Genomic DNA, 17,981 nt, shown 5'->3' with positions numbered 1-17,981 from the left:
TAGTCTCAATATTGAGCCGCCGTGTTTATCCACACAGGCGGCTGGTCACTCATCACCGCCCGTTACCGTGGGTTTTATTGAGGTTGCCATGAAAATTCGAGAACTGGCCCAGCATTGGGAAGAAAACGCCAAGGGTCACCTGACCAAGACGGAGTACGCGATCCATCTGGACGTGGAATCCGCCGCGCGGCTGGCGGCCATTGCGGAGATGTACCCCAAGCGCCACCCAGAAGAGTTGCTCGGCGAGTTGATCGGTGCCGCCCTTGAAGAGCTGGAAGCCAGCTTTCCGTATATCAAGGGCCAGCATGTGATTGCCACCGACGAAGAGGGCGATCCGCTGTATGAAGACGTTGGCCCCACGCCGCGTTTTCTGACGTTGTCGCGCCGCTATCTGCACGACATGTCGGCCAGTGCCGACGAACCGAAGCACTGACCAACCGTCCTTAAACACTCTTCACCTCACGTATTTCCGGGCCTCACAAGGGCCCGGAGTACCTCTGCGCGCGGCGAAAGTTCAAGCCAAAAAGCGCTGACCGTTCAGTCAGATATTTTTTTTGGCAAATCGCCATCTTCTCTGAACTTTTGAAAAAAGCCTCAGGTCACAGCCAGTAAGCCATCACTTGGAACGGCCGTTTGAATAGGCGTTTCGCGCTTTACCGCCGGGCCCGCAGCCGCTGACCAGTGAGATGGACTTTGATGTTTTGAGGCGTTATCCAATGGAGTTGAAAACGATGAAGACCAGCACTGCCAAATCTACGTTTAACCACCTGCGCGGGCTCAAACTGGCCGCGCTGGCAATCGGCACCAGCTTCGTCCTGGCGGGCTGCGCCGGCAACCCACCGACCGAGCAATACGCCGTGACCCAGTCTGCGGTCAACAGCGCCGTCAGCGCTGGCGGCACCGAGTTTGCCGCCGTGGAAATGAAGTCGGCCCAGGACAAGCTCAAGCAAGCCGAAATCGCCATGCACGACAAGAACTATGACGAAGCCCGTCGCCTGGCCGAGCAAGCCGAGTGGGACGCCCGCGTCGCTGAGCGTAAAGCCCAGGCCGCCAAGGCCGAACTGGCGGTGAAGGACTCGCAGAAAGCGGTTGACGAGCTGCGCAAGGAAGGCATGCGCCCGGCCGCTATCCAGCAGAAATAAGGCGCCGCCCCTTGGCTGCATCGCACCTGATATCGAATTGAAAGGACGACACGACTATGCGCAAACAATTGATGATCCCTGCCCTGCTGGCGATGAGCGTTGCTCTGGCGGCTTGCTCCACCCCGCCGAACGCGAACCTGGAAAATGCACGGACCAACTTCTCGGCCCTGCAGGCCAACCCGCAAGCCACCAAGATAGCGGCCCTGGAAACCAAGGACGCCAGCGAATGGCTGGACAAGGCGGACAAGGCTTACCGCGACAAGGAAGACCAGAAGAAAGTCGACCAGTTGGCTTACCTGACCAACCAGCGTGTTGAAGTGGCCAAAGACACCATCGCGCTGCGCGAATCCGAAGCCAAGTTGAAAAACGCCGGTGACGAGCGCGCCCGCGCCCTGCTCGATGCCCGTGATGCGCAGATCAAGCAACTGCAAGACAGCCTGAACGCCAAGCAGACTGAGCGCGGCACCCTGGTGACCTTTGGTGACGTGCTGTTTGCCACCAACAAGTCCGACCTGAAGTCCACCGGCCTGGTCAACATCACCAAGCTGGCGCAGTTCCTGCGCGATAATCCGGACCGTAAAGTGATCGTCGAAGGCTACACCGACAGCACCGGTTCCGATTCGTACAACCAGAGCCTGTCCGAGCGCCGTGCGGCCTCCGTACAGCGCGCACTGGCCCAGCAAGGCGTGGACATTTCGCGCATCGTGACCCAGGGCTATGGCAAGGAATACCCGGTTGCCGATAACGGCAGCGTGTCGGGCCGCGCCATGAACCGCCGCGTAGAAGTGACCATTTCCAACGACAACCAGCCAGTCAAGCCACGTTCGTCCGTCGCTTACTGATTGATTGACGCTGGAAACAAGAGCCCCACCTGAACGGTGGGGTTTTTTTGCCTATCAACCGCCGATCTTACGACCGTTATCACTCTCCGGCATCATCGCTTGCATGCCTTGGCGACCGCTCATCATCTTGTTCAGTTGCTCCATATCCGGCTGTCCGCCGGAACCGCCAGAGCCCTGAGAACCACCGCCACTACCACCACCTTGAGAACCGCCAGCCCCCTGAGAACCGCCGGCACCAGCACCTGCCAACATCTCCAGAAGCTTCTTGATCAGCTCAGGTTCCATCTTCCCCTGCTGCTGCTCAACATCTTGCGAACCGCCCTGATCAAGGCTGTTCTGCCCATTGACCATGCCCATCGCTCTATCGATTGCACTGATAGCCATTCCGCTCTCCCGGATTTTTTCGTAAGGATTGTTATCAGCAACGCTGACAAGCCAATCAGTGGCGTCTTACGCAAAACGGTTCCAGAAATTTCAAGCCGGACGGTGCTGCCCGCAACTGACTACTGCTGCAACTGCGGGGTTTCCTGGCCTACGCAACGCACGGCCTGTTTTTTGTTGTTCACCAGCACACCGCTGAGGCCTTTTTGCTCGGTATCGAACATCACCAGCACGCCATCGACGCATTGCGCCACTTGCGCCGCCGGGGTCAGGGAGATCTTGTAGTCCTCGCCGGGCACGGTCTTGAGCATGGTGAAGTCGCTGAGCAGCAACGCGTCGTCCGGTTTGGCGAAATGCAGGTAGCCATAAAACCACAGGCAACCGACGGTGCCGATGATGGTGCCGATGCCGGTGAGGATCAGCGGGATCATGTTGCGTTCTTCGCTCATTGCGGGCTCTCTGATGAGTCAACTTTAGGAATAGGGTAATTCGGAATTTCGCCCAGGCGGCGCAGGCCGTTGAAATGCAGCGGGTCATCCAGATAACGCAGCATCACAGTTTGCCAGGTCTTGTCGGCAAAGGTCTGCACATGGCCGCCGCGGGTCAGTTGCAACACCCTGGGTGCAGGCGCGGCCTGATACAAGCGGATGCCATTGGACAGCGGCACGATGGGGTCATCGAGGCTGTGGAACAGCAGTTTCGGCACCCCGGTCAACTGGGGCATGGCATTGATCGCACTGTCGGCGTCGGGCACCAGCCAAGACAAGGGCACTTGAAACGGCCATGTTAACCAGGAGGTGCTCAGGGCGAATTGTCCTACGTCACGATAACTGGCAGGCACGCCGTCCAGCACCAGGGCCTTGAGCCGGGTCTGCCGCTCCGGGTGGGCCGCCAGGTAATGCACGGCCAGCGCGCCGCCCAGGCTTTGGCCGAGGACGATCAACGGCTGGCCCTGGGTCTCAGGCGCCTGGTCGAGCCAACTGAAAGCCGCGTCGATGTCTTGATAGATCGCCGGTAACGATGGCTTGCCTTGCGACAGCCCATAACCGCGATAATCCAGCAACAGGACCTGATAGCCTTGCTCCGGCAACCACCAACTGCCGCCCAGGTGCCAGGCCAGGTTGCCACCGTTGCCGTGCAGGTGCAGCACCGTGCCCTTGAGCGGCACCCCGGGTTTGGCCGGCAACCACCAGGCATGCAGCTTGACGCCGTCGGCCGTGGTGAGCGTGACGTCGCGATATTCCAGGTGCGCCTTTTGCGGCGTGAACGGCAAGCCGGGCTCCGGGTAGAACAGCAGGGAACTGCAGCCGTTCAGTGTGAGTAGCAGGCAAAGAATGCCGAGGATTCTCATCCGTTGAAGCCTCGCTGATAGTCGAAATGTTCAGGCGTGTGCAGGTCCAACTGTGGGAGGGGGCTTGCCCCCTCCCTCCTTGTTGAACCGTTTGGGTCAGTTCAGCCTTTACAGGATGTTGGAGTAATCCGCCTCGATCCGATCCAGGCTCAAATGGTTGAGGAAGTTGGAGAAGCACATCCACGCCGCCAGTGCATTCATGTCGCGGAACTGCTCCGGAAGGTACTTGGGCGGCACCACCAGGCCTTCGTCGACCAACTGACGCAGGGTGCGCATGTCTTCCAGGGTGGTCTTGCCGCAGAACAGCAACGGCACTTGTTCCAGCTTGCCTTTGCGCACGGCTAGCTGGATGTAGTTGTAGACCATGATAAAGCCCTTGAGGTAGGACAAATCCTTGGTAAACGGCAGACCATTCGGCACCGAGCCGCGAAACACCCGGCTGGCGTTGCCGTAGCTTTCGGCCATTTCAAAGCCTTGTTCACGGAAGAAGTCGAACACCTGCAGGAAGTCGGCGCCCTCTTCCACCATGTGGATGGCGCGGGTGCGGTTGGTCAGCTTGCGCAAGCGACTCGGGTAGGAGGCAAAGGTGATGATTTCCATCAGGATCGCCAGGCCTTCCTGGGTCACGGTCGACGAGGGCGGGCCCTTGGACAGGAAGGTGCAGATCGGCTGGTTCTGGCCGTTGAGGGTGGTGCCCACATGCACCAGGCCTTCATGCACTTCGAGGGCGCGCACGTCGCGGTCGTTGAACATCGCATCGGCGCGGATCTTGATGTAGTCGGCACCCGCCGCCGCGTCGGCGACGATCCCGTCGGACTCGAACACGCGGATGGTTTCCTCGGCCTCGCCAAACACCTTGTTCAGGCGGGTTTGCAGCAGGCTGACCGCGTCCTTGGCGGTGAGGGTCTTGGCCTCGTCCTTCAGGTCGCCACGACCGTCGATATTGTTCAAGTAGTCGGACAGCATCAGGCCGAGGTCCGCCAGGGTCGGATCGCCAGCGTGGAAGGCATCGGAGGCGGCGCCGTACAGTTCCTGGGAAATCAGGCCGAAATCCTCGGTGCCGCGTGCTTCGAGCATGCGCACCACCATGCGGTACTCCCGGCACATGCGGCGCATGATCTGGCCCACGGGACTGAACTGGCCGAGGCGGCGGGTGATGTCGCGCTCGATGTTCTGAAACTCCAGCTTTACCGCGCTCGAATCGAACGACAGTGGCCGGTTCAGGTAGTAATCGCGGTCCACCGCGGGCATTGACTTGCCCTTGGCCTTGAGGAACCCCTGGCGAATGTTATCGTCCCATTTCACCGCGTCGAGGACGCGGATCGGTGTTTGCGCCAGCACAATGCGATCGGACAAGCTGCGTATCGTCTGCTGGTAATCGTCCACCCGGTACTTCCTCTTTAAACGTTATTTATCCGCACGCCGGTAGCGCACGGCTTCAACGAACACATCGGCATTGGCCGGGTCATCCAGGTAGGCAAACACCTGGTTCATGGGGCTGTCGACCAGTACGCCGGCACCTTCCACGGTGTCTACGGTGCTGCCGTGCAACGCCTGTTGCCCGATGGCCTGGTGGATTTGCTCAAGGTCGAGGTTATAGACCACCAATTCGTGCGTTTCGTCGAGCTCGAACCCCGCCAGGACGTAATGCCCGCCGAATTTGCCCGGCAACGGCGCCGACAGATACCAGCGATTGCCATGGCGCGAGACGCTGAACACGTACTCATCACGCTGGCCGGGCTTGGCCTGAGGGTAGCTCACGGCTTTGTAGCGGTGTTCACCGGCGCGACTGATCTGCAGGTTGAGCGGCTCGCCCCACGCATTCTTGCTCGTCCATTGGCCCAACAGCGCAGCAGGCGCCGCCTCACTGGCCGGCAGCGGCTCCTTGAAGGTCACCAGGCAACCGCTGAGTAAAAGGAACGACAAGGCGATGACCGCGACACGCCAGGCTTTCATTGGACACTCCCGGTGTCAGACCGAGGCCAACACCAAATGCATGTAACGCTTGAGGATCTCAAGCATTTCGTCAGCGCTCAGCGGCTCAGCGCCGTCCAGCAGGCCCTGATATTCCATCCGACCGATAATCGCCGTCAACACTTTGGCATCCTGTTGCGGCTCGCGCGAGCCCAATACCTGGAAAAACTGCCCGGTGCCCTGCAGCAGGATCTGCTGGTGGGAGCGCACCAACTCGGCCAGGCGCGGGTTGAGCAAGGCTTCCTGGCGAAAGGCCTGTTCGGCCATCAGGTACTCGCGACGATTGCTCAATTGGCGCTGCACGTAATCGGCGGTCAGCCGCGCAATGTCATCGGCCAGTTGCGAGCGTGACTCCGGGCTGCCATCGCCATACGCGACCATCTCGCGCAGCAAGCCTTCGTTACGCACCCACAGCTTGCCCATGAACGCGGCGCTGCGCTCGACGTATTGGGCGAAGGTATCGGTGAGCAGGTCATCGATGTCCTTGAAGTAATAGGTGGTCGCCGACAAGGGCACCCCAGCCTCCGCCGCCACTGCGCGGTGGCGCACGGCCCGCACGCCGTCACGCACCACGATGCGCATGGCGGCATCGAGAATGTCCTGCCGGCGTTGCTCGCTACCCCGGCGACTGGCCTTACGGCCCTGGTACTGGACGCTTTCAACCACGGCAGCGGCAATGCCGGCGGCGCCTTCTTGAGCGATTACGCGGTTCACGACACACATCCTTGAAAAGATCAAAACCTGGCGCTGTTTGCTTGACGCTTATTTACGCCGCATAAAAAAGCCGCCTTATAAAAGGCGGCTTCGGATTTCGCTTCGCTTACGCTTGTGGCCGCATATGCGGGAACAAGATCACGTCGCGAATCGACGGCGAGTTGGTCAACAACATCACCAGGCGGTCGATGCCGATACCTTCACCCGCAGTCGGCGGCATGCCGTATTCCAGGGCGCGCACGAAGTCGGCGTCGTAGTGCATGGCTTCGTCGTCGCCAGCGTCTTTGTCGGCCACCTGGGCCATAAAGCGCTCGGCCTGGTCTTCCGCGTCGTTCAGCTCGGAGTAGGCGTTGGCGATTTCACGGCCGCCGATGAACAGTTCGAAACGGTCGGTGACGTTCGGGTTGTCATCGTTGCGACGGGCCAGCGGCGACACTTCGAACGGGTACTGGGTAATGAAGTGCGGCTGTTCCAGCTTGTGCTCCACCAGTTCTTCGAAAATCATCACCTGCAGCTTGCCCAGGCCTTCGAAGCCCAGCACCTTGGCGCCGGCTTTCTTGGCGATGGCACGGGCCTTGTCGATGTCGGTCAGGTCGTCGGCGGTCAGCTCAGGGTTGTACTTGAGGATCGAGTCGAATACCGACAGACGCACGAACGGCTCGCCGAAGTGGAACACCTTGTCGCCATACGGCACGTCGGTAGTCCCCAGAACAAGCTGCGCGAGTTCGCGGAACAGTTCTTCGGTCAGGTCCATGTTGTCTTCGTAGTCGGCGTAGGCCTGGTAGAACTCCAACATGGTGAACTCAGGGTTGTGCCGGGTCGAGACGCCTTCGTTACGGAAGTTGCGGTTGATCTCGAACACTTTTTCAAAGCCGCCGACCACCAGGCGCTTGAGGTACAACTCAGGCGCGATACGCAGGTACATGCCCATGTCCAGCGCGTTGTGGTGGGTTTCGAACGGCTTGGCTGCGGCACCACCGGGGATGGTCTGCAGCATCGGCGTTTCCACTTCCAGGAAGTCACGCTTCATCAGGAAGGCGCGGGTGTGGGCAATCACTTGCGAACGCACGCGGAAGGTGTGGCGCACGTCTTCGTTGACGATCAGGTCAACGTAGCGCTGGCGATAGCGCTGCTCGGTGTCGGACAGGCCGTGGTGCTTGTCCGGCAGCGGGCGCAGGGATTTGGTCAGCAGGCGCACGCGGGTCATTTCAACGTACAGGTCGCCTTTGCCGGAACGGGCCAGGGTGCCTTCGGCGGCGATGATGTCGCCCAGGTCCCAGGTTTTCACGGCGGCCAGGGTTTCTTCCGACAGGGTCTTACGGTTGACGTAGACCTGGATGCGCCCGGACATGTCCTGGATCACCATGAACGAGCCACGGTTGAGCATGATGCGACCTGCCACCTTGACCGGGATCGCAGCCTCTGCCAGCTCTTCCTTGGTCTTGTCCGCGTACTGCTTCTGCAAGTCTTCGCAGTAGGCATCGCGGCGGAAGTCGTTGGGGAAGGCATTGCCCTTGGCGCGCTCGGCAGCAAGCTTTTCCTTGCGCAGGGCGATCAGGGAGTTTTCTTCCTGTTGCAGGGCTTGCGGGTCGAGTTGTTGGTCGCTCATGTCTTTAAATTTTCCATCACAGGTTCGTTGCCCCCGCCACTGACGGGGGACTTGAGGTCGGGCTGGCGGTTTACAGCCCCGATTTGAGGCTGGCTTCCAGGTATTCGTCGATATCGCCGTCGAGCACCTTGTCGCAGTCGCTGCGTTCGATGTTAGTGCGCAGATCCTTGATCCGCGACGCATCCAGAACATAAGAACGGATCTGGTGACCCCAGCCGATATCCGACTTGGTGTCTTCCAACGCCTGGGAAGCGGCGTTGCGTTTCTGCATTTCCTGCTCGTACAACCTGGCCCGCAGCATTTTCATGGCGGTGTCCTTGTTCGCGTGCTGGGAACGCTCGTTCTGGCAACAGACCACGGTGTTGGTCGGCACGTGGGTAATACGTACAGCCGAGTCGGTGGTGTTTACGTGCTGACCACCGGCACCGGAGGAGCGATAGGTGTCGATCCGCAGGTCGGACGGGTTGATCTCGATTTCGACCTTGTCGTCGATCTCTGGCGAGACAAACACCGCGCTGAACGAGGTGTGGCGACGGTTGCCGGAGTCGAACGGGCTCTTGCGCACCAGACGATGCACGCCGATCTCGGTACGCAGCCAACCGAAGGCGTATTCACCCTTGATGTGCACGGTCGCGCCTTTGATGCCGGCGACTTCACCGGCCGACAGTTCCATGATGGTTGCGTCGAAACCGCGTTTGTCGGCCCAGCGCAGGTACATGCGCAGCAGGATGTTGGCCCAGTCCTGTGCTTCGGTGCCGCCGGAACCGGCCTGGATGTCCAGGTAGGCGTTGTTCGGGTCCATTTCGTGGCTGAACATGCGGCGGAATTCAAGCTTGGCGAGGTTTTCCTCGAGACGGGCCAGCTCGGCGACGACATCGCCCACTGCACCTTCGTCGTTTTCTTCGACAGCCATGTCCAGCAGGTCGCGGCAATCGGCCAGACCGGTGTTCAACTCGTCCAGGGTGTCGACGATCTGCGCCAGCGCAGCGCGCTCGCGGCCCAGTTCCTGGGCGTATTCAGGGTTGTTCCAGACACTCGGATCTTCAAGCTCGCGATTGACTTCGGTCAGACGCTCATGCTTTTGATCGTAGTCAAAGATACCCCCGAATAGTTTCGGAGCGCTCGGACAGGTCCTTGATGGTGTTAAGGATCGGGTTGATTTCCATGGCGGGCAGCACTCGTTGGCGAACTTTTGAAAGCCGACGAGTATAACGACAAACGTGCGCAAACGGCAGTCCGCTTGGCGAAAAGGCAGGTTCAAGAACAGTGAATATCCACTGTGAGAGGGGGCTTGCCCCCCGATGGCGGGGTGTCAGCCCTACACCCCCGCCATCGGGGGGCAAGTCGAGTCGTCGCACCGCCCCTCCCACATTTGGATCTGCACTGGCCTCGGATTACTCGATACCGACTTGATTGCGCCCATTGTTCTTGGCCGTATACAACCCCTTGTCTGCCGCCATGATCAGTTGCCGGCAATCGGTGCCCTGCACCGGCGTCATGGTCGACAAGCCGATGCTGATGGTCAGGCTCGCGCCCTCGGCCGGGGCGATGTGCGGGATTTTCAGGGCTTCGACGGCCATGCGCAGTTTTTCGGCGACCAGGCGCGCGCCGCCCGGCGAGGTATTTGGCAGTACCAGGGCGAATTCTTCGCCGCCGTAGCGCGCCGGCAGGTCCGAAGGGCGGCTGCTGGCTTCGCGGATGGCGGCGGCGACTTTGCGCAGGGCTTCATCGCCTTCGACGTGGCCGAAACTGTCGTTGTAGGTCTTGAAGAAGTCCACGTCGATCATCAGCAACGACAATTGGGCCTGGTCACGCATGGCCCGGCGCCATTCCAGCTCCAGGTATTCGTCGAAGTGACGGCGGTTGGACAGCCCGGTGAGGCCGTCGGAGTTCATCAGGCGTTGCAGCACCAGATTGGTGTCCAACAGTTGCTGCTGGCTGACGCGCAGCGCACGATAGGCCGCATCACGCTGCAACAGGGTCATGTAGGAGCGTGAGTGATAGCGGATACGCGCCACCAGCTCGATGTTGTCCGGCAGCTTGACCAGATAGTCGTTGGCCCCCGCCGAGAACGCCGCGCTTTTGATCAGCGGGTCCTCCTTGGTGGAGAGCACGATGATCGGGATGTTCTGCGTGGCCGGGTGATTGCGGTATTCGCGCACCAGCGTCAGGCCGTCCAGGCCGGGCATCACCAGGTCCTGCAGGATCACCGTCGGTTTAATGCGGATCGCCTGGGCAATGGCCTGGTGCGGGTCGGCGCAAAAGTGGAAGTCGATGTTTTCTTCATGGGCCAGGCCGCGCCGCACGGCTTCGCCGATCATGGCCTGGTCGTCCACCAGTAACACCATGGCGGCATTTTCGTCGGTCTTGATGCCGTCGATCTGTAAATCACTCATGTGCAGTCACCTGAATTACTACCTGCAAGCCAGCATTGCCGGGGGTATCGATCATTTTGTAAATACCTCCAGCAGCCGGGGCGCAATTCTGTCCAGTGGGCGAATTTCAACAGCAGCATCAATCGCCGCCGCCGCTTTGGGCATGCCATACACCGCCGAACTCTGCTGGTCTTGGGCGATGGTCAGATATCCTTGTTCCCGCATTAATTTAAGCCCCTGGGCTCCGTCGCGGCCCATGCCGGTCAGCAGTACGCCGACGGCATCACCATTCCAGTGGCTGGCCACACTTTCGAAAAATACATCGATGGACGGCCGGTAAATCTCGTTCACCGGCTCGGCCGTATAGGCTAGCGTGCCATTTTTCAACAGGCGGATGTGATGATTGGTACCGGCCAGCAGCACCACCCCGCTTTGTGGCGGCTCACCTTCGCGGGCCAGGCGCACCGGCAGGCCGGAAGCGCTGGTCAGCCACTCGGCCATGCCGGCGGCGAACACCTGGTCCACATGCTGCACCAGCACGATGGCGGCGGGAAAGTCCCGGGGCAAGCCCTTGAGCAGGATTTCCAGGGCCGCCGGGCCGCCGGCCGAAGAACCGATCGCCACCAGGCTCTGGCGTTTGCCGGTGTTGCGCGGCGGCGCGGTTTCGGCGCGCACACGGCTGCCGCGCTGGCCGATCAGCCAGCCAATATTGAGGATCTTGCGCAACAACGGCGCGGCGGCGTCCTTGGGATTACCGACGCCCAGGGCCGGCGTATCCACCACATCCAGAGCGCCGTGCCCCATGGCTTCGAACACTCGGCTGACATTGGCCTGGCGGTCGACGGTGACGATCACAATCGCGCACGGGGTCTGGGCCATGATCTGCCGAGTGGCTTCCACGCCATCCATCACCGGCATAATCAGGTCCATCAGGATCAGGTCCGGGGTCAATTCGGCGCAGCGCTGCACCGCTTCCAGGCCATTGCTGGCCACCCACACCACCTGGTGCGCGGGTTCAAAGCTCACCGCGCGGCGTAACGCCTCCACAGCCATGGGCATGTCATTGACGATCGCAATCCTCATGCCCGCGCGTCTCCGATCAGTTCCACCACGGCGTCAAGGAGGGCGTCATCGTGAAAACTGGCTTTGGCTAAATAGTAGTCGGCGCCGGCGTCGAGTCCACGGCGTCGGTCTTCTTCGCGATCCTTGTAGGACACCACCATCACCGGCAACGATTGCAGGCGAGTATCACGGCGCAAGAGTGTGACCAATTCGATCCCGTCCATACGAGGCATATCAATGTCAGTGATGAGCAGGTCGAAGTCTTCGGAGCGCAAGGCGTTCCAGCCGTCCATGCCATCGACCGCAACGGCCACTTCATAACCCCGATTAAGCAGCAGTTTACGTTGCAACTCTCGCACCGTGAGCGAGTCATCCACCACCAGCACCCGTTTACGCGGGACTTCGGCGGCCTGTTGGCTGCGCCGGGCGATACGTTCCAGGCGACCAGTGTTGAGCAGTTTGTCCACCGAACGCAGCATATCCTCGACGTCGACGATCAACACCACCGAGCCATCGTCCAGCAACGCGCCGGCGGAAATATCCTGGACCTTGCCCAACCGATCATCCAGCGGCAGCACCACCAGCGTGCGCTCGCCGATAAAACGCTCCACGGCAATGCCATACACCGCATCGCGTTCGCGGATCACCACCACCTTCAACGTCTCTTCATTACCTTGCCCCGGCGGGCGCTGCAACAACTGGCTGGCGGCGACCAGGCCGACATGCCGGCCTTCATGCCAGAAATGCTGACGGCCTTCGAGCTGCACAATGTCCTCGGGCGCCAGGTCGCACATCCGCTCGATATGCGCCAGCGGGAAGGCATAGGCTTCTTCGCCGACTTCCACCACCAGGCTGCGCACCACCGACAGGGTCAACGGCACTTCCAAATGGAAGCGACTGCCCTGCCCCGCCGCTTGCTCCAGCACCACCGCGCCGCGCAACTGGCGGACCATATGCTGCACCGCATCCAGGCCGACGCCGCGCCCGGACACTTCGGTGACCTTGTCGCGCAGGCTGAAGCCCGGCAGGAACAGGAACGTCAGCAACTCCTCCTCGCTGAGGTGCAAAGCGGTTTCCTGGGTCGACAAGTGCCGATCAACGATCGTGCCACGCAGGCGTTCGAGGTCGACGCCGTTACCGTCATCGCTCAGTTCCAGCACCAGCAAGCCCGCCTGGTGTGAGGCTCTCAGGCGGATCAAGCCTTCGGCCGGTTTGCCCGCCAGCAGGCGCTGTTCGGGCGCTTCGATGCCATGGTCGACGGCATTGCGCAATAAGTGGGTAAGCGGCGCTTCGAGTTTCTCCAGCACGTCGCGGTCGACCTGAGTCTTTTCGCCCTCGATCTCCAGGCGCACCTGCTTGCCCAGGCTACGGCCGAGGTCGCGCACCATGCGCGCCTGGCCGGCGAGCACATCGGCAAACGGGCGCATGCGGCAGGCCAGCGCGGTGTCGTAAAGCACCTGGGCGCGCTGACCTGCCTGCCAGGCGAACTCATCGAGCTCGACGGCTTTTTCCGCCAGCAGGGCCTGGGCTTCGCTCAGCAGGCGGCGGGCATCGGCCAAGGCCTCCTGGGCCTCCAGGCTCAAGCCGACGGTCTTGAGGTGGCCGTCGAGGTGGTCAAGCGCACGCACACCGTTGCCCTGGATACGTTTGAGGCGTTGCAGGCTGGACAGGTAAGGCTTGAGCCGCTGGGTTTCCACCAGGGATTTGCTCGACAGGTCCAGCAGACTGTTCAAGCGCTCGGCGGTCACACGCAGGACGCGCTCGCCACCTTCGGTCATGCGTTTGTTCTGGCGCGGCGGCTCGCTGCCGAGGGGCGGCGCAGGCTCGGGTTCGGCGGCGGGCAGCGCTTCGATCACCGGCGCAGGCGCAGGCGCAGCCGTAGGGGCAGGCGCGGGCGCGGGCTGCGGCGCAACCTTGGCAGTTGGCTGCGACGGGTCGAGCAGGCGCTCCATCAATGCCACATACGCGTCGACATCCGCCGGCCCCACGGTATTGCCCGGCGTGGCGATGCGCATCAGCAGGTCGGTGCCTTGCAGCAACGCGTCGATATGCTCCGGTTGCAGATACAGGCGACCTTCCTGGGCGCTGACCAGGCAATCTTCCATGACATGCGACACGCTAACCCCGGCGTCCACCCCGACAATCCGCGCCGCGCCTTTGAGCGAGTGCGCAGCGCGCATGCAGGCTTCGAGCTGGTCAGCCTGGGTCGGGTTACGTTCCAGGGCCAGCAGGCCCGCGCTCAGTACCTGGGTCTGGGCATCGGCTTCCAGGCTGAACAACTCCAGCAGCGAGGCATCGCGCATCTGGTCGGGGGTCATGTGAGGCTCCGGGTCACGGCAGACAGCAACTGAGCCTCGTCCAGCCAACGCAGGCTGCGGCCCTTCCACTGCAACACACCCTGGGTGAAGCGGCCGCTGGCCTGGGTGCCGGAGGCTGACGCCGCCGTCAACGTCCGCTCGTCGATGGCATGGATACCGTCGACTTCATCCACCGGTACCACCACCGGGCCGTCCTGCGCGGCGATGATCAACATGCGCGGCATGATACGCCCGCCGGGGGTGCCGTGGCTGGTGGTGTCCAGGCCCAACAGCTCGACCAGCGACAGGCACGCCACCAGCGCGCCGCGCACGTTCGCCACGCCAAGCAATGCGCGGGAACGTTGGTGTGGCAGGGAATGAATCGGTTGCAGCGGCGCCACTTCCACCAGGCAGCGGGTGGCGATCCCGAGCCATTCTTCGCCGAGGCGGAATATCAGCAGGGAGCGGGTGACGATATCTTCGCCGGCTTCGGCAGCGGCGACCGGGCGCCGATCGTCGTGCTGCAACGCATAGCGATCCAGCAAGCGGGTGGCGGCGGCAGAGTACACCGAGCAGTTGCGGCAGTGGATATGGTCCGCCAGCAACGGGCAGGACTTGTCACCGTGAATACCGATACGGTTCCAGCAATCGTCGATGGCCTGGGCGTCGGCTATCGTCAGGTCCAGGCCTGCAGTGTCGAGCGCGTTGGGGCTACTCATGGTTTTTGCTCACTGTCAGCTCGCTACGCGCGGCTCGCGCCTGCAAACGGCGCGCCCCCGCAGTGTCGCCCTGGGCTTCGAGCAGCCCGGCCAGTTGCATCAGGGCCTGCGGGTGCTGCGGTTCCAGGTACAAGGCTTTTCGGTAAAACCCCTGGGCTTCCAGGGCGCTGCCGGCCACATCGCTGAGCAGCCCCAACCAGTAAAACACCTGGGCGGCCGGCGGATGTTGGCTTAAATAGCGTTCGCAGGCGGCGCGGGCTTCGGCGCTTTTGCCTTCGTTGGCCAGGATCGCGATCTGGTTGAGCAGGTCGCCAGCGTCCGACGCCGGCGCGCTGATCGGCACCACCTGGGCGCTGAACGTGCTGAACGGGCGCGGCTTGGGCGGGATCGGTGCGACGCTGTGCCGAGGCGGGGGCACGGGCATCGGCACAAAGACCGGCTCAGGCTTGACCGGCTCGGTGTGTCGGCTAAAGGCAAACGACTGCGGCACGCCGATCGAACGCATGCCATGCCGCCCCAACAGGCTGCCTTCGGCCGGGCCGATAAATAGCACGCCGTCCACGTGAGTCAGGTTCTTGAGCACGTCGAACACTTGTTTTTGTGTCGGCTGGTCGAAATAGATCAGCAGGTTGCGGCAAAACACAAAATCGTAGCTCGGCTCATTGGCGAGCAACCCTGGGTCGAGCAGGTTGCCGACTTGCAGGCGCACCTGTTCGCGCACGCGGTCGTCGATGCGATAGCCATCGGCCTGCTCGGTGAAGTGGCGGTCGCGAAACTCAAGGTCACCGCCGCGAAACGAGTTGCGGCCATACACGCCACGCAGGGCACGCTCCACCGACAACGGGCTGACGTCGATGCCCTGCACCTTGAACTGGTGCGGCGCCAGGCCGGCATCGAGCAAGGCCATGGCGATCGAATAGGGTTCTTCGCCGGTGGAACAGGGCAGGCTGAGAATGCGCAACGCGCGCAACTGGTTGATCTCGGCCAGCCGCGCCTTGGCCAGGCGGGCCAGGGTCGCAAAGGATTCGGGGTAACGGAAAAACCAGGTCTCGGGCACGATCACCGCTTCGATCAGCGCTTGCTGTTCGTCGTGGGAGCGTTGCAGATGGTGCCAGTACTCATCCGCCGTCTGGGCCTCTACGGCCTGACTGCGCTGGCGCACGGCGCGTTCGATGATGGCTTCGCCTACCGAGGCCACATCCAGGCCGATGCGTTCTTTCAAGAAGGCAAAGAAGCGCGGGTCGTCGCTCATAGGCTCGACTCGGCAGAAAACAGCAAGGCGCGCACTTCGTTGGTGAGCAGATCCGCGACGCCGATCCACTGCATCAAACCCAAGGCATCTTCACGCACCGGCCCCAGGTAGGGCGCCTGGGGATTGTCCAGACCGTATGGCTTGAATTGCGCCGGGTCGCAACGCAGGGTTTCGGTGGCCTGCTCCAGAATCAGCCCCAGCCAACGCGCCTCGAGCCAGGGCTCAGGTTTGTAGTTGACCAACACCAGCCGGGTACTGGTCCGCGCCTGGGCCGGCTTGCCGAAGGTCAAGGCACTGAGGTCGACAACCGGCACCATCGCGCCGCGATGGGCAAAGATGCCCGCCACCCACAGCGGTGCATGGGCGAGGGGTTTGAGCGGCAGGCGCGGCAGTACCTCGGCCACTTCCGTGGCCTTGAGGGCATAACGTTCGTCGCCGATGTGGAACACCAGGAACAACGCCTTTTTCGCTGCCGGGACGGCGCCGTGTTTAGCCGCGAGGTCGCTCATCAGACTTTGAAGCGCGACACGCCGCCGCGCAGACCGACCGCAACCTGGCTCAGTTCATCAATGGCAAAGCTGGCCTGGCGCAAGGACTCGACCGTCTGGCTGCTGGCATCGCCCAATTGCACCAGCGCGTGGTTGATCTGCTCGGCACCGGTGGCCTGGGCCTGCATGCCTTCGTTGACCATCAACACCCGCGGCGCTAGAGCCTGGACCTGGTGGATGATCTGCGACAGTTGCTCGCCCACTTGCTGCACTTCGAACATGCCCCGGCGAACCTCTTCGGAGAACTTGTCCATGCCCATCACCCCGGCAGACACCGCCGACTGGATCTCGCGCACCATCTGCTCGATGTCGTAGGTGGCGACGGCGGTCTGGTCGGCCAGGCGGCGCACTTCGGTGGCCACCACGGCAAAGCCGCGGCCGTACTCACCGGCTTTCTCGGCCTCGATGGCGGCGTTGAGGGACAACAGGTTGGTCTGGTCGGCGACCTTGACGATGGTGACCACCACCTGGTTGATGTTGCCGGCCTTCTCGTTAAGGATCGCCAGCTTGGCGTTGACCAATTCGGCAGCGCCCATCACCGAGTGCATGGTTTCTTCCATGCGCGCCAAGCCTTGCTGGCCGGAACCGGCGGCGACCGAGGCCTGGTCGGCGGCGGTGGAGACTTCGGTCATGGTGCGGACCAAATCCTTGGAAGTGGCGGCAATCTCCCGCGAAGTAGCGCCGATCTCGGTGGTGGTTGCGGCGGTTTCCGTGGCCGTGGCCTGTTGTTGCTTAGAGGTGGCGGCAATCTCGGTGACCGAGGTCGTGACCTGCACAGACGAACGCTGGGCCTGGGACACCAGGGCCGTCAGTTCGGTCATCATGTCGTTGAAGCCGGTTTCGACAGCGCCGAATTCGTCCTTGCGCGCAAGGTTCAAGCGCTTGCTCAGGTCACCGGTACGCATGGTGTCGAGGATCTCGACGATGCGCTTCATCGGCGCAATGATTGTGCGCATCAGCAGCAGGCCGCACAGGCCGGCGGCGAAGATGGCGATGATCAGCGACACCGCCATGCTGATCTTGGCCGACAGGACCGACTCGTCGATGGCCGCCGTGGCGAGGTCAGACACGCTCTTGTTTTCGGTGATGATGTCATTGAGCTTCATGCGCCCTTCGATCCAGATCGGCGTCAATTGCTCTTCGAGCAAGACGTTCGCACCCGGCAGGTCATTGGCTTCAATGCGCGCCAGCACCTCGACGAGGGCCTTGTTGTAGTTGATATGCGCCGCCTTGAAGTTATCGAACTCCATGCGATCAGCCTGGCTGTTGACGGTTTTTTCGTAGTTGGCGATCTGCTGTTCAATACGCGCTTCGAAGGACTTGAAGTCGGTTTTATCGGCGCTGGTAAGGGTTTTATCTGCGCGCAGACCAATGATATCGATGGTCAGTAAATAGCTGTCGACCCAGGCGCTGCGGATCATCGAACTGAGGTAAACCCCCGGCACAGCATCGTCACGTACCGATTCCTGGCTGGCTTCGATCTTCAGCAACCGTGAGTAGGACACCACAACCATCAGCAGCATGATCGCGATAATGACCGCAAAGCTCGCCATAATCCGCTGGCGCAAGGTCCAATTCTTCACAGTGTTTCCTCGAAGGGCCATTCAAATGGGGGGGAGTATAGCTGAGCAGAAGCCGTCATTTATCAATGGGTTTCGATGTGGTGCCCACAGAATGCAAAAACATCCCTGAAGGTAATTACAGAACCAACCTAC

At 61.6% G+C, this 17,981-nt stretch carries 18 protein-coding genes; 3 read left to right on the top strand and 15 right to left on the bottom strand.

Features of this window, described 5'->3' with window-relative positions:
* Positions 1 to 88: 88 nt before the first annotated feature.
* The 3 genes from U5A08_RS06325 (at position 89) to lptF (ending at position 1,984) form a co-directional block, all read left to right on the top strand.
* Positions 89 to 433, top strand: a complete 345-nt coding sequence (locus tag U5A08_RS06325) for a pilin assembly protein (RefSeq protein ID WP_247402782.1) — start codon at positions 89 to 91, stop codon at positions 431 to 433.
* Positions 434 to 716: 283 nt separating this feature from the next.
* Positions 717 to 1,142 carry a DUF4398 domain-containing protein gene (locus tag U5A08_RS06320; RefSeq protein ID WP_247402785.1) on the top strand — a complete coding sequence of 142 codons (426 nt, stop codon included), beginning with the start codon at positions 717 to 719 and terminating at the stop codon, positions 1,140 to 1,142.
* 56 nt (positions 1,143 to 1,198) lie between these two features.
* The gene (gene lptF, locus U5A08_RS06315; protein WP_253393706.1) at positions 1,199 to 1,984 is read left to right on the top strand and encodes a lipotoxin F family OmpA-related lipoprotein LptF; all 786 of its coding nucleotides are present in this window, start codon (positions 1,199 to 1,201) and stop codon (positions 1,982 to 1,984) included.
* A gap of 54 nt (positions 1,985 to 2,038) precedes the next feature.
* Here the strand turns inward: lptF and U5A08_RS06310 are convergent, their stop codons facing one another.
* The 15 genes from U5A08_RS06310 to U5A08_RS06240 all read right to left on the bottom strand — a co-directional run bounded on the left by U5A08_RS06310 (position 2,039) and on the right by U5A08_RS06240 (position 17,849).
* Positions 2,039 to 2,368 (bottom strand): hypothetical protein, encoded by a 330-nt coding sequence (locus tag U5A08_RS06310; protein WP_321850807.1) that lies wholly within the window; start codon positions 2,366 to 2,368, stop codon positions 2,039 to 2,041.
* Between the two features lie 119 nt (positions 2,369 to 2,487).
* Positions 2,488 to 2,814 (bottom strand): PA3694 family proteiin, encoded by a 327-nt coding sequence (locus tag U5A08_RS06305; RefSeq protein ID WP_247402792.1) that lies wholly within the window; start codon positions 2,812 to 2,814, stop codon positions 2,488 to 2,490.
* The gene (locus U5A08_RS06300; protein ID WP_321850805.1) at positions 2,811 to 3,716 is read right to left on the bottom strand and encodes an alpha/beta hydrolase; all 906 of its coding nucleotides are present in this window, start codon (positions 3,714 to 3,716) and stop codon (positions 2,811 to 2,813) included. Before U5A08_RS06300 ends, U5A08_RS06305 begins: the two co-directional genes overlap by 4 nt.
* A 108-nt stretch (positions 3,717 to 3,824) precedes the next feature.
* A complete protein-coding gene (locus U5A08_RS06295) occupies positions 3,825 to 5,102 on the bottom strand; it encodes a flavohemoglobin expression-modulating QEGLA motif protein (protein WP_253393700.1) in 1,278 nt (425 codons plus the stop codon).
* Between the two features lie 21 nt (positions 5,103 to 5,123).
* Complete coding sequence (locus U5A08_RS06290; RefSeq protein WP_247402797.1) at positions 5,124 to 5,672, bottom strand: hypothetical protein; 549 nt, start codon at positions 5,670 to 5,672, stop codon at positions 5,124 to 5,126.
* A gap of 15 nt (positions 5,673 to 5,687) precedes the next feature.
* Positions 5,688 to 6,404 carry a TetR/AcrR family transcriptional regulator gene (locus U5A08_RS06285; protein WP_253393696.1) on the bottom strand — a complete coding sequence of 239 codons (717 nt, stop codon included), beginning with the start codon at positions 6,402 to 6,404 and terminating at the stop codon, positions 5,688 to 5,690.
* Between the two features lie 106 nt (positions 6,405 to 6,510).
* Positions 6,511 to 8,013, bottom strand: coding sequence for a lysine--tRNA ligase (lysS, locus tag U5A08_RS06280; protein WP_321850800.1), 1,503 nt, complete (start codon positions 8,011 to 8,013; stop codon positions 6,511 to 6,513).
* A gap of 70 nt (positions 8,014 to 8,083) precedes the next feature.
* Positions 8,084 to 9,179 (bottom strand): peptide chain release factor 2 gene (prfB, locus tag U5A08_RS06275; RefSeq protein ID WP_247402803.1). Its coding sequence is split into 2 segments (ribosomal slippage): positions 8,084 to 9,106 and positions 9,108 to 9,179, totalling 1,095 coding nucleotides; the frame shifts between segments, so codons are not numbered across the junction.
* 228 nt (positions 9,180 to 9,407) lie between these two features.
* A complete protein-coding gene (locus tag U5A08_RS06270; RefSeq protein WP_247402806.1) occupies positions 9,408 to 10,409 on the bottom strand; it encodes a response regulator in 1,002 nt (333 codons plus the stop codon).
* A 51-nt stretch (positions 10,410 to 10,460) separates the two neighbouring features.
* Positions 10,461 to 11,471 (bottom strand): chemotaxis response regulator protein-glutamate methylesterase, encoded by a 1,011-nt coding sequence (gene cheB / locus U5A08_RS06265; protein ID WP_253393692.1) that lies wholly within the window; start codon positions 11,469 to 11,471, stop codon positions 10,461 to 10,463.
* Positions 11,468 to 13,768 (bottom strand): hybrid sensor histidine kinase/response regulator, encoded by a 2,301-nt coding sequence (locus tag U5A08_RS06260; protein ID WP_321850793.1) that lies wholly within the window; start codon positions 13,766 to 13,768, stop codon positions 11,468 to 11,470. Before U5A08_RS06260 ends, cheB begins: the two co-directional genes overlap by 4 nt.
* Positions 13,765 to 14,466, bottom strand: coding sequence for a chemotaxis protein CheW (locus tag U5A08_RS06255; RefSeq protein ID WP_253393688.1), 702 nt, complete (start codon positions 14,464 to 14,466; stop codon positions 13,765 to 13,767). The genes U5A08_RS06260 and U5A08_RS06255 overlap by 4 nt, the downstream gene beginning before the upstream one ends.
* Complete coding sequence (locus tag U5A08_RS06250; protein WP_253393686.1) at positions 14,459 to 15,718, bottom strand: CheR family methyltransferase; 1,260 nt, start codon at positions 15,716 to 15,718, stop codon at positions 14,459 to 14,461. Before U5A08_RS06250 ends, U5A08_RS06255 begins: the two co-directional genes overlap by 8 nt.
* Positions 15,715 to 16,227 (bottom strand): chemotaxis protein CheW, encoded by a 513-nt coding sequence (locus tag U5A08_RS06245; RefSeq protein ID WP_247405126.1) that lies wholly within the window; start codon positions 16,225 to 16,227, stop codon positions 15,715 to 15,717. The genes U5A08_RS06250 and U5A08_RS06245 overlap by 4 nt, the downstream gene beginning before the upstream one ends.
* The gene (locus tag U5A08_RS06240) at positions 16,227 to 17,849 is read right to left on the bottom strand and encodes a methyl-accepting chemotaxis protein (RefSeq protein WP_253393685.1); all 1,623 of its coding nucleotides are present in this window, start codon (positions 17,847 to 17,849) and stop codon (positions 16,227 to 16,229) included. The genes U5A08_RS06245 and U5A08_RS06240 overlap by 1 nt, the downstream gene beginning before the upstream one ends.
* Between the last annotated feature and the right edge of the window lie 132 nt (positions 17,850 to 17,981).

It is taken from the genome of Pseudomonas paraveronii (genome assembly GCF_963681955.1).
In the GTDB taxonomy this organism is placed as follows: domain Bacteria; phylum Pseudomonadota; class Gammaproteobacteria; order Pseudomonadales; family Pseudomonadaceae; genus Aquipseudomonas; species Aquipseudomonas paraveronii.
The sequence above is the reverse complement of the archived record's forward strand: the minus strand, read 5'-3'. Positions and strand labels throughout refer to the sequence as shown.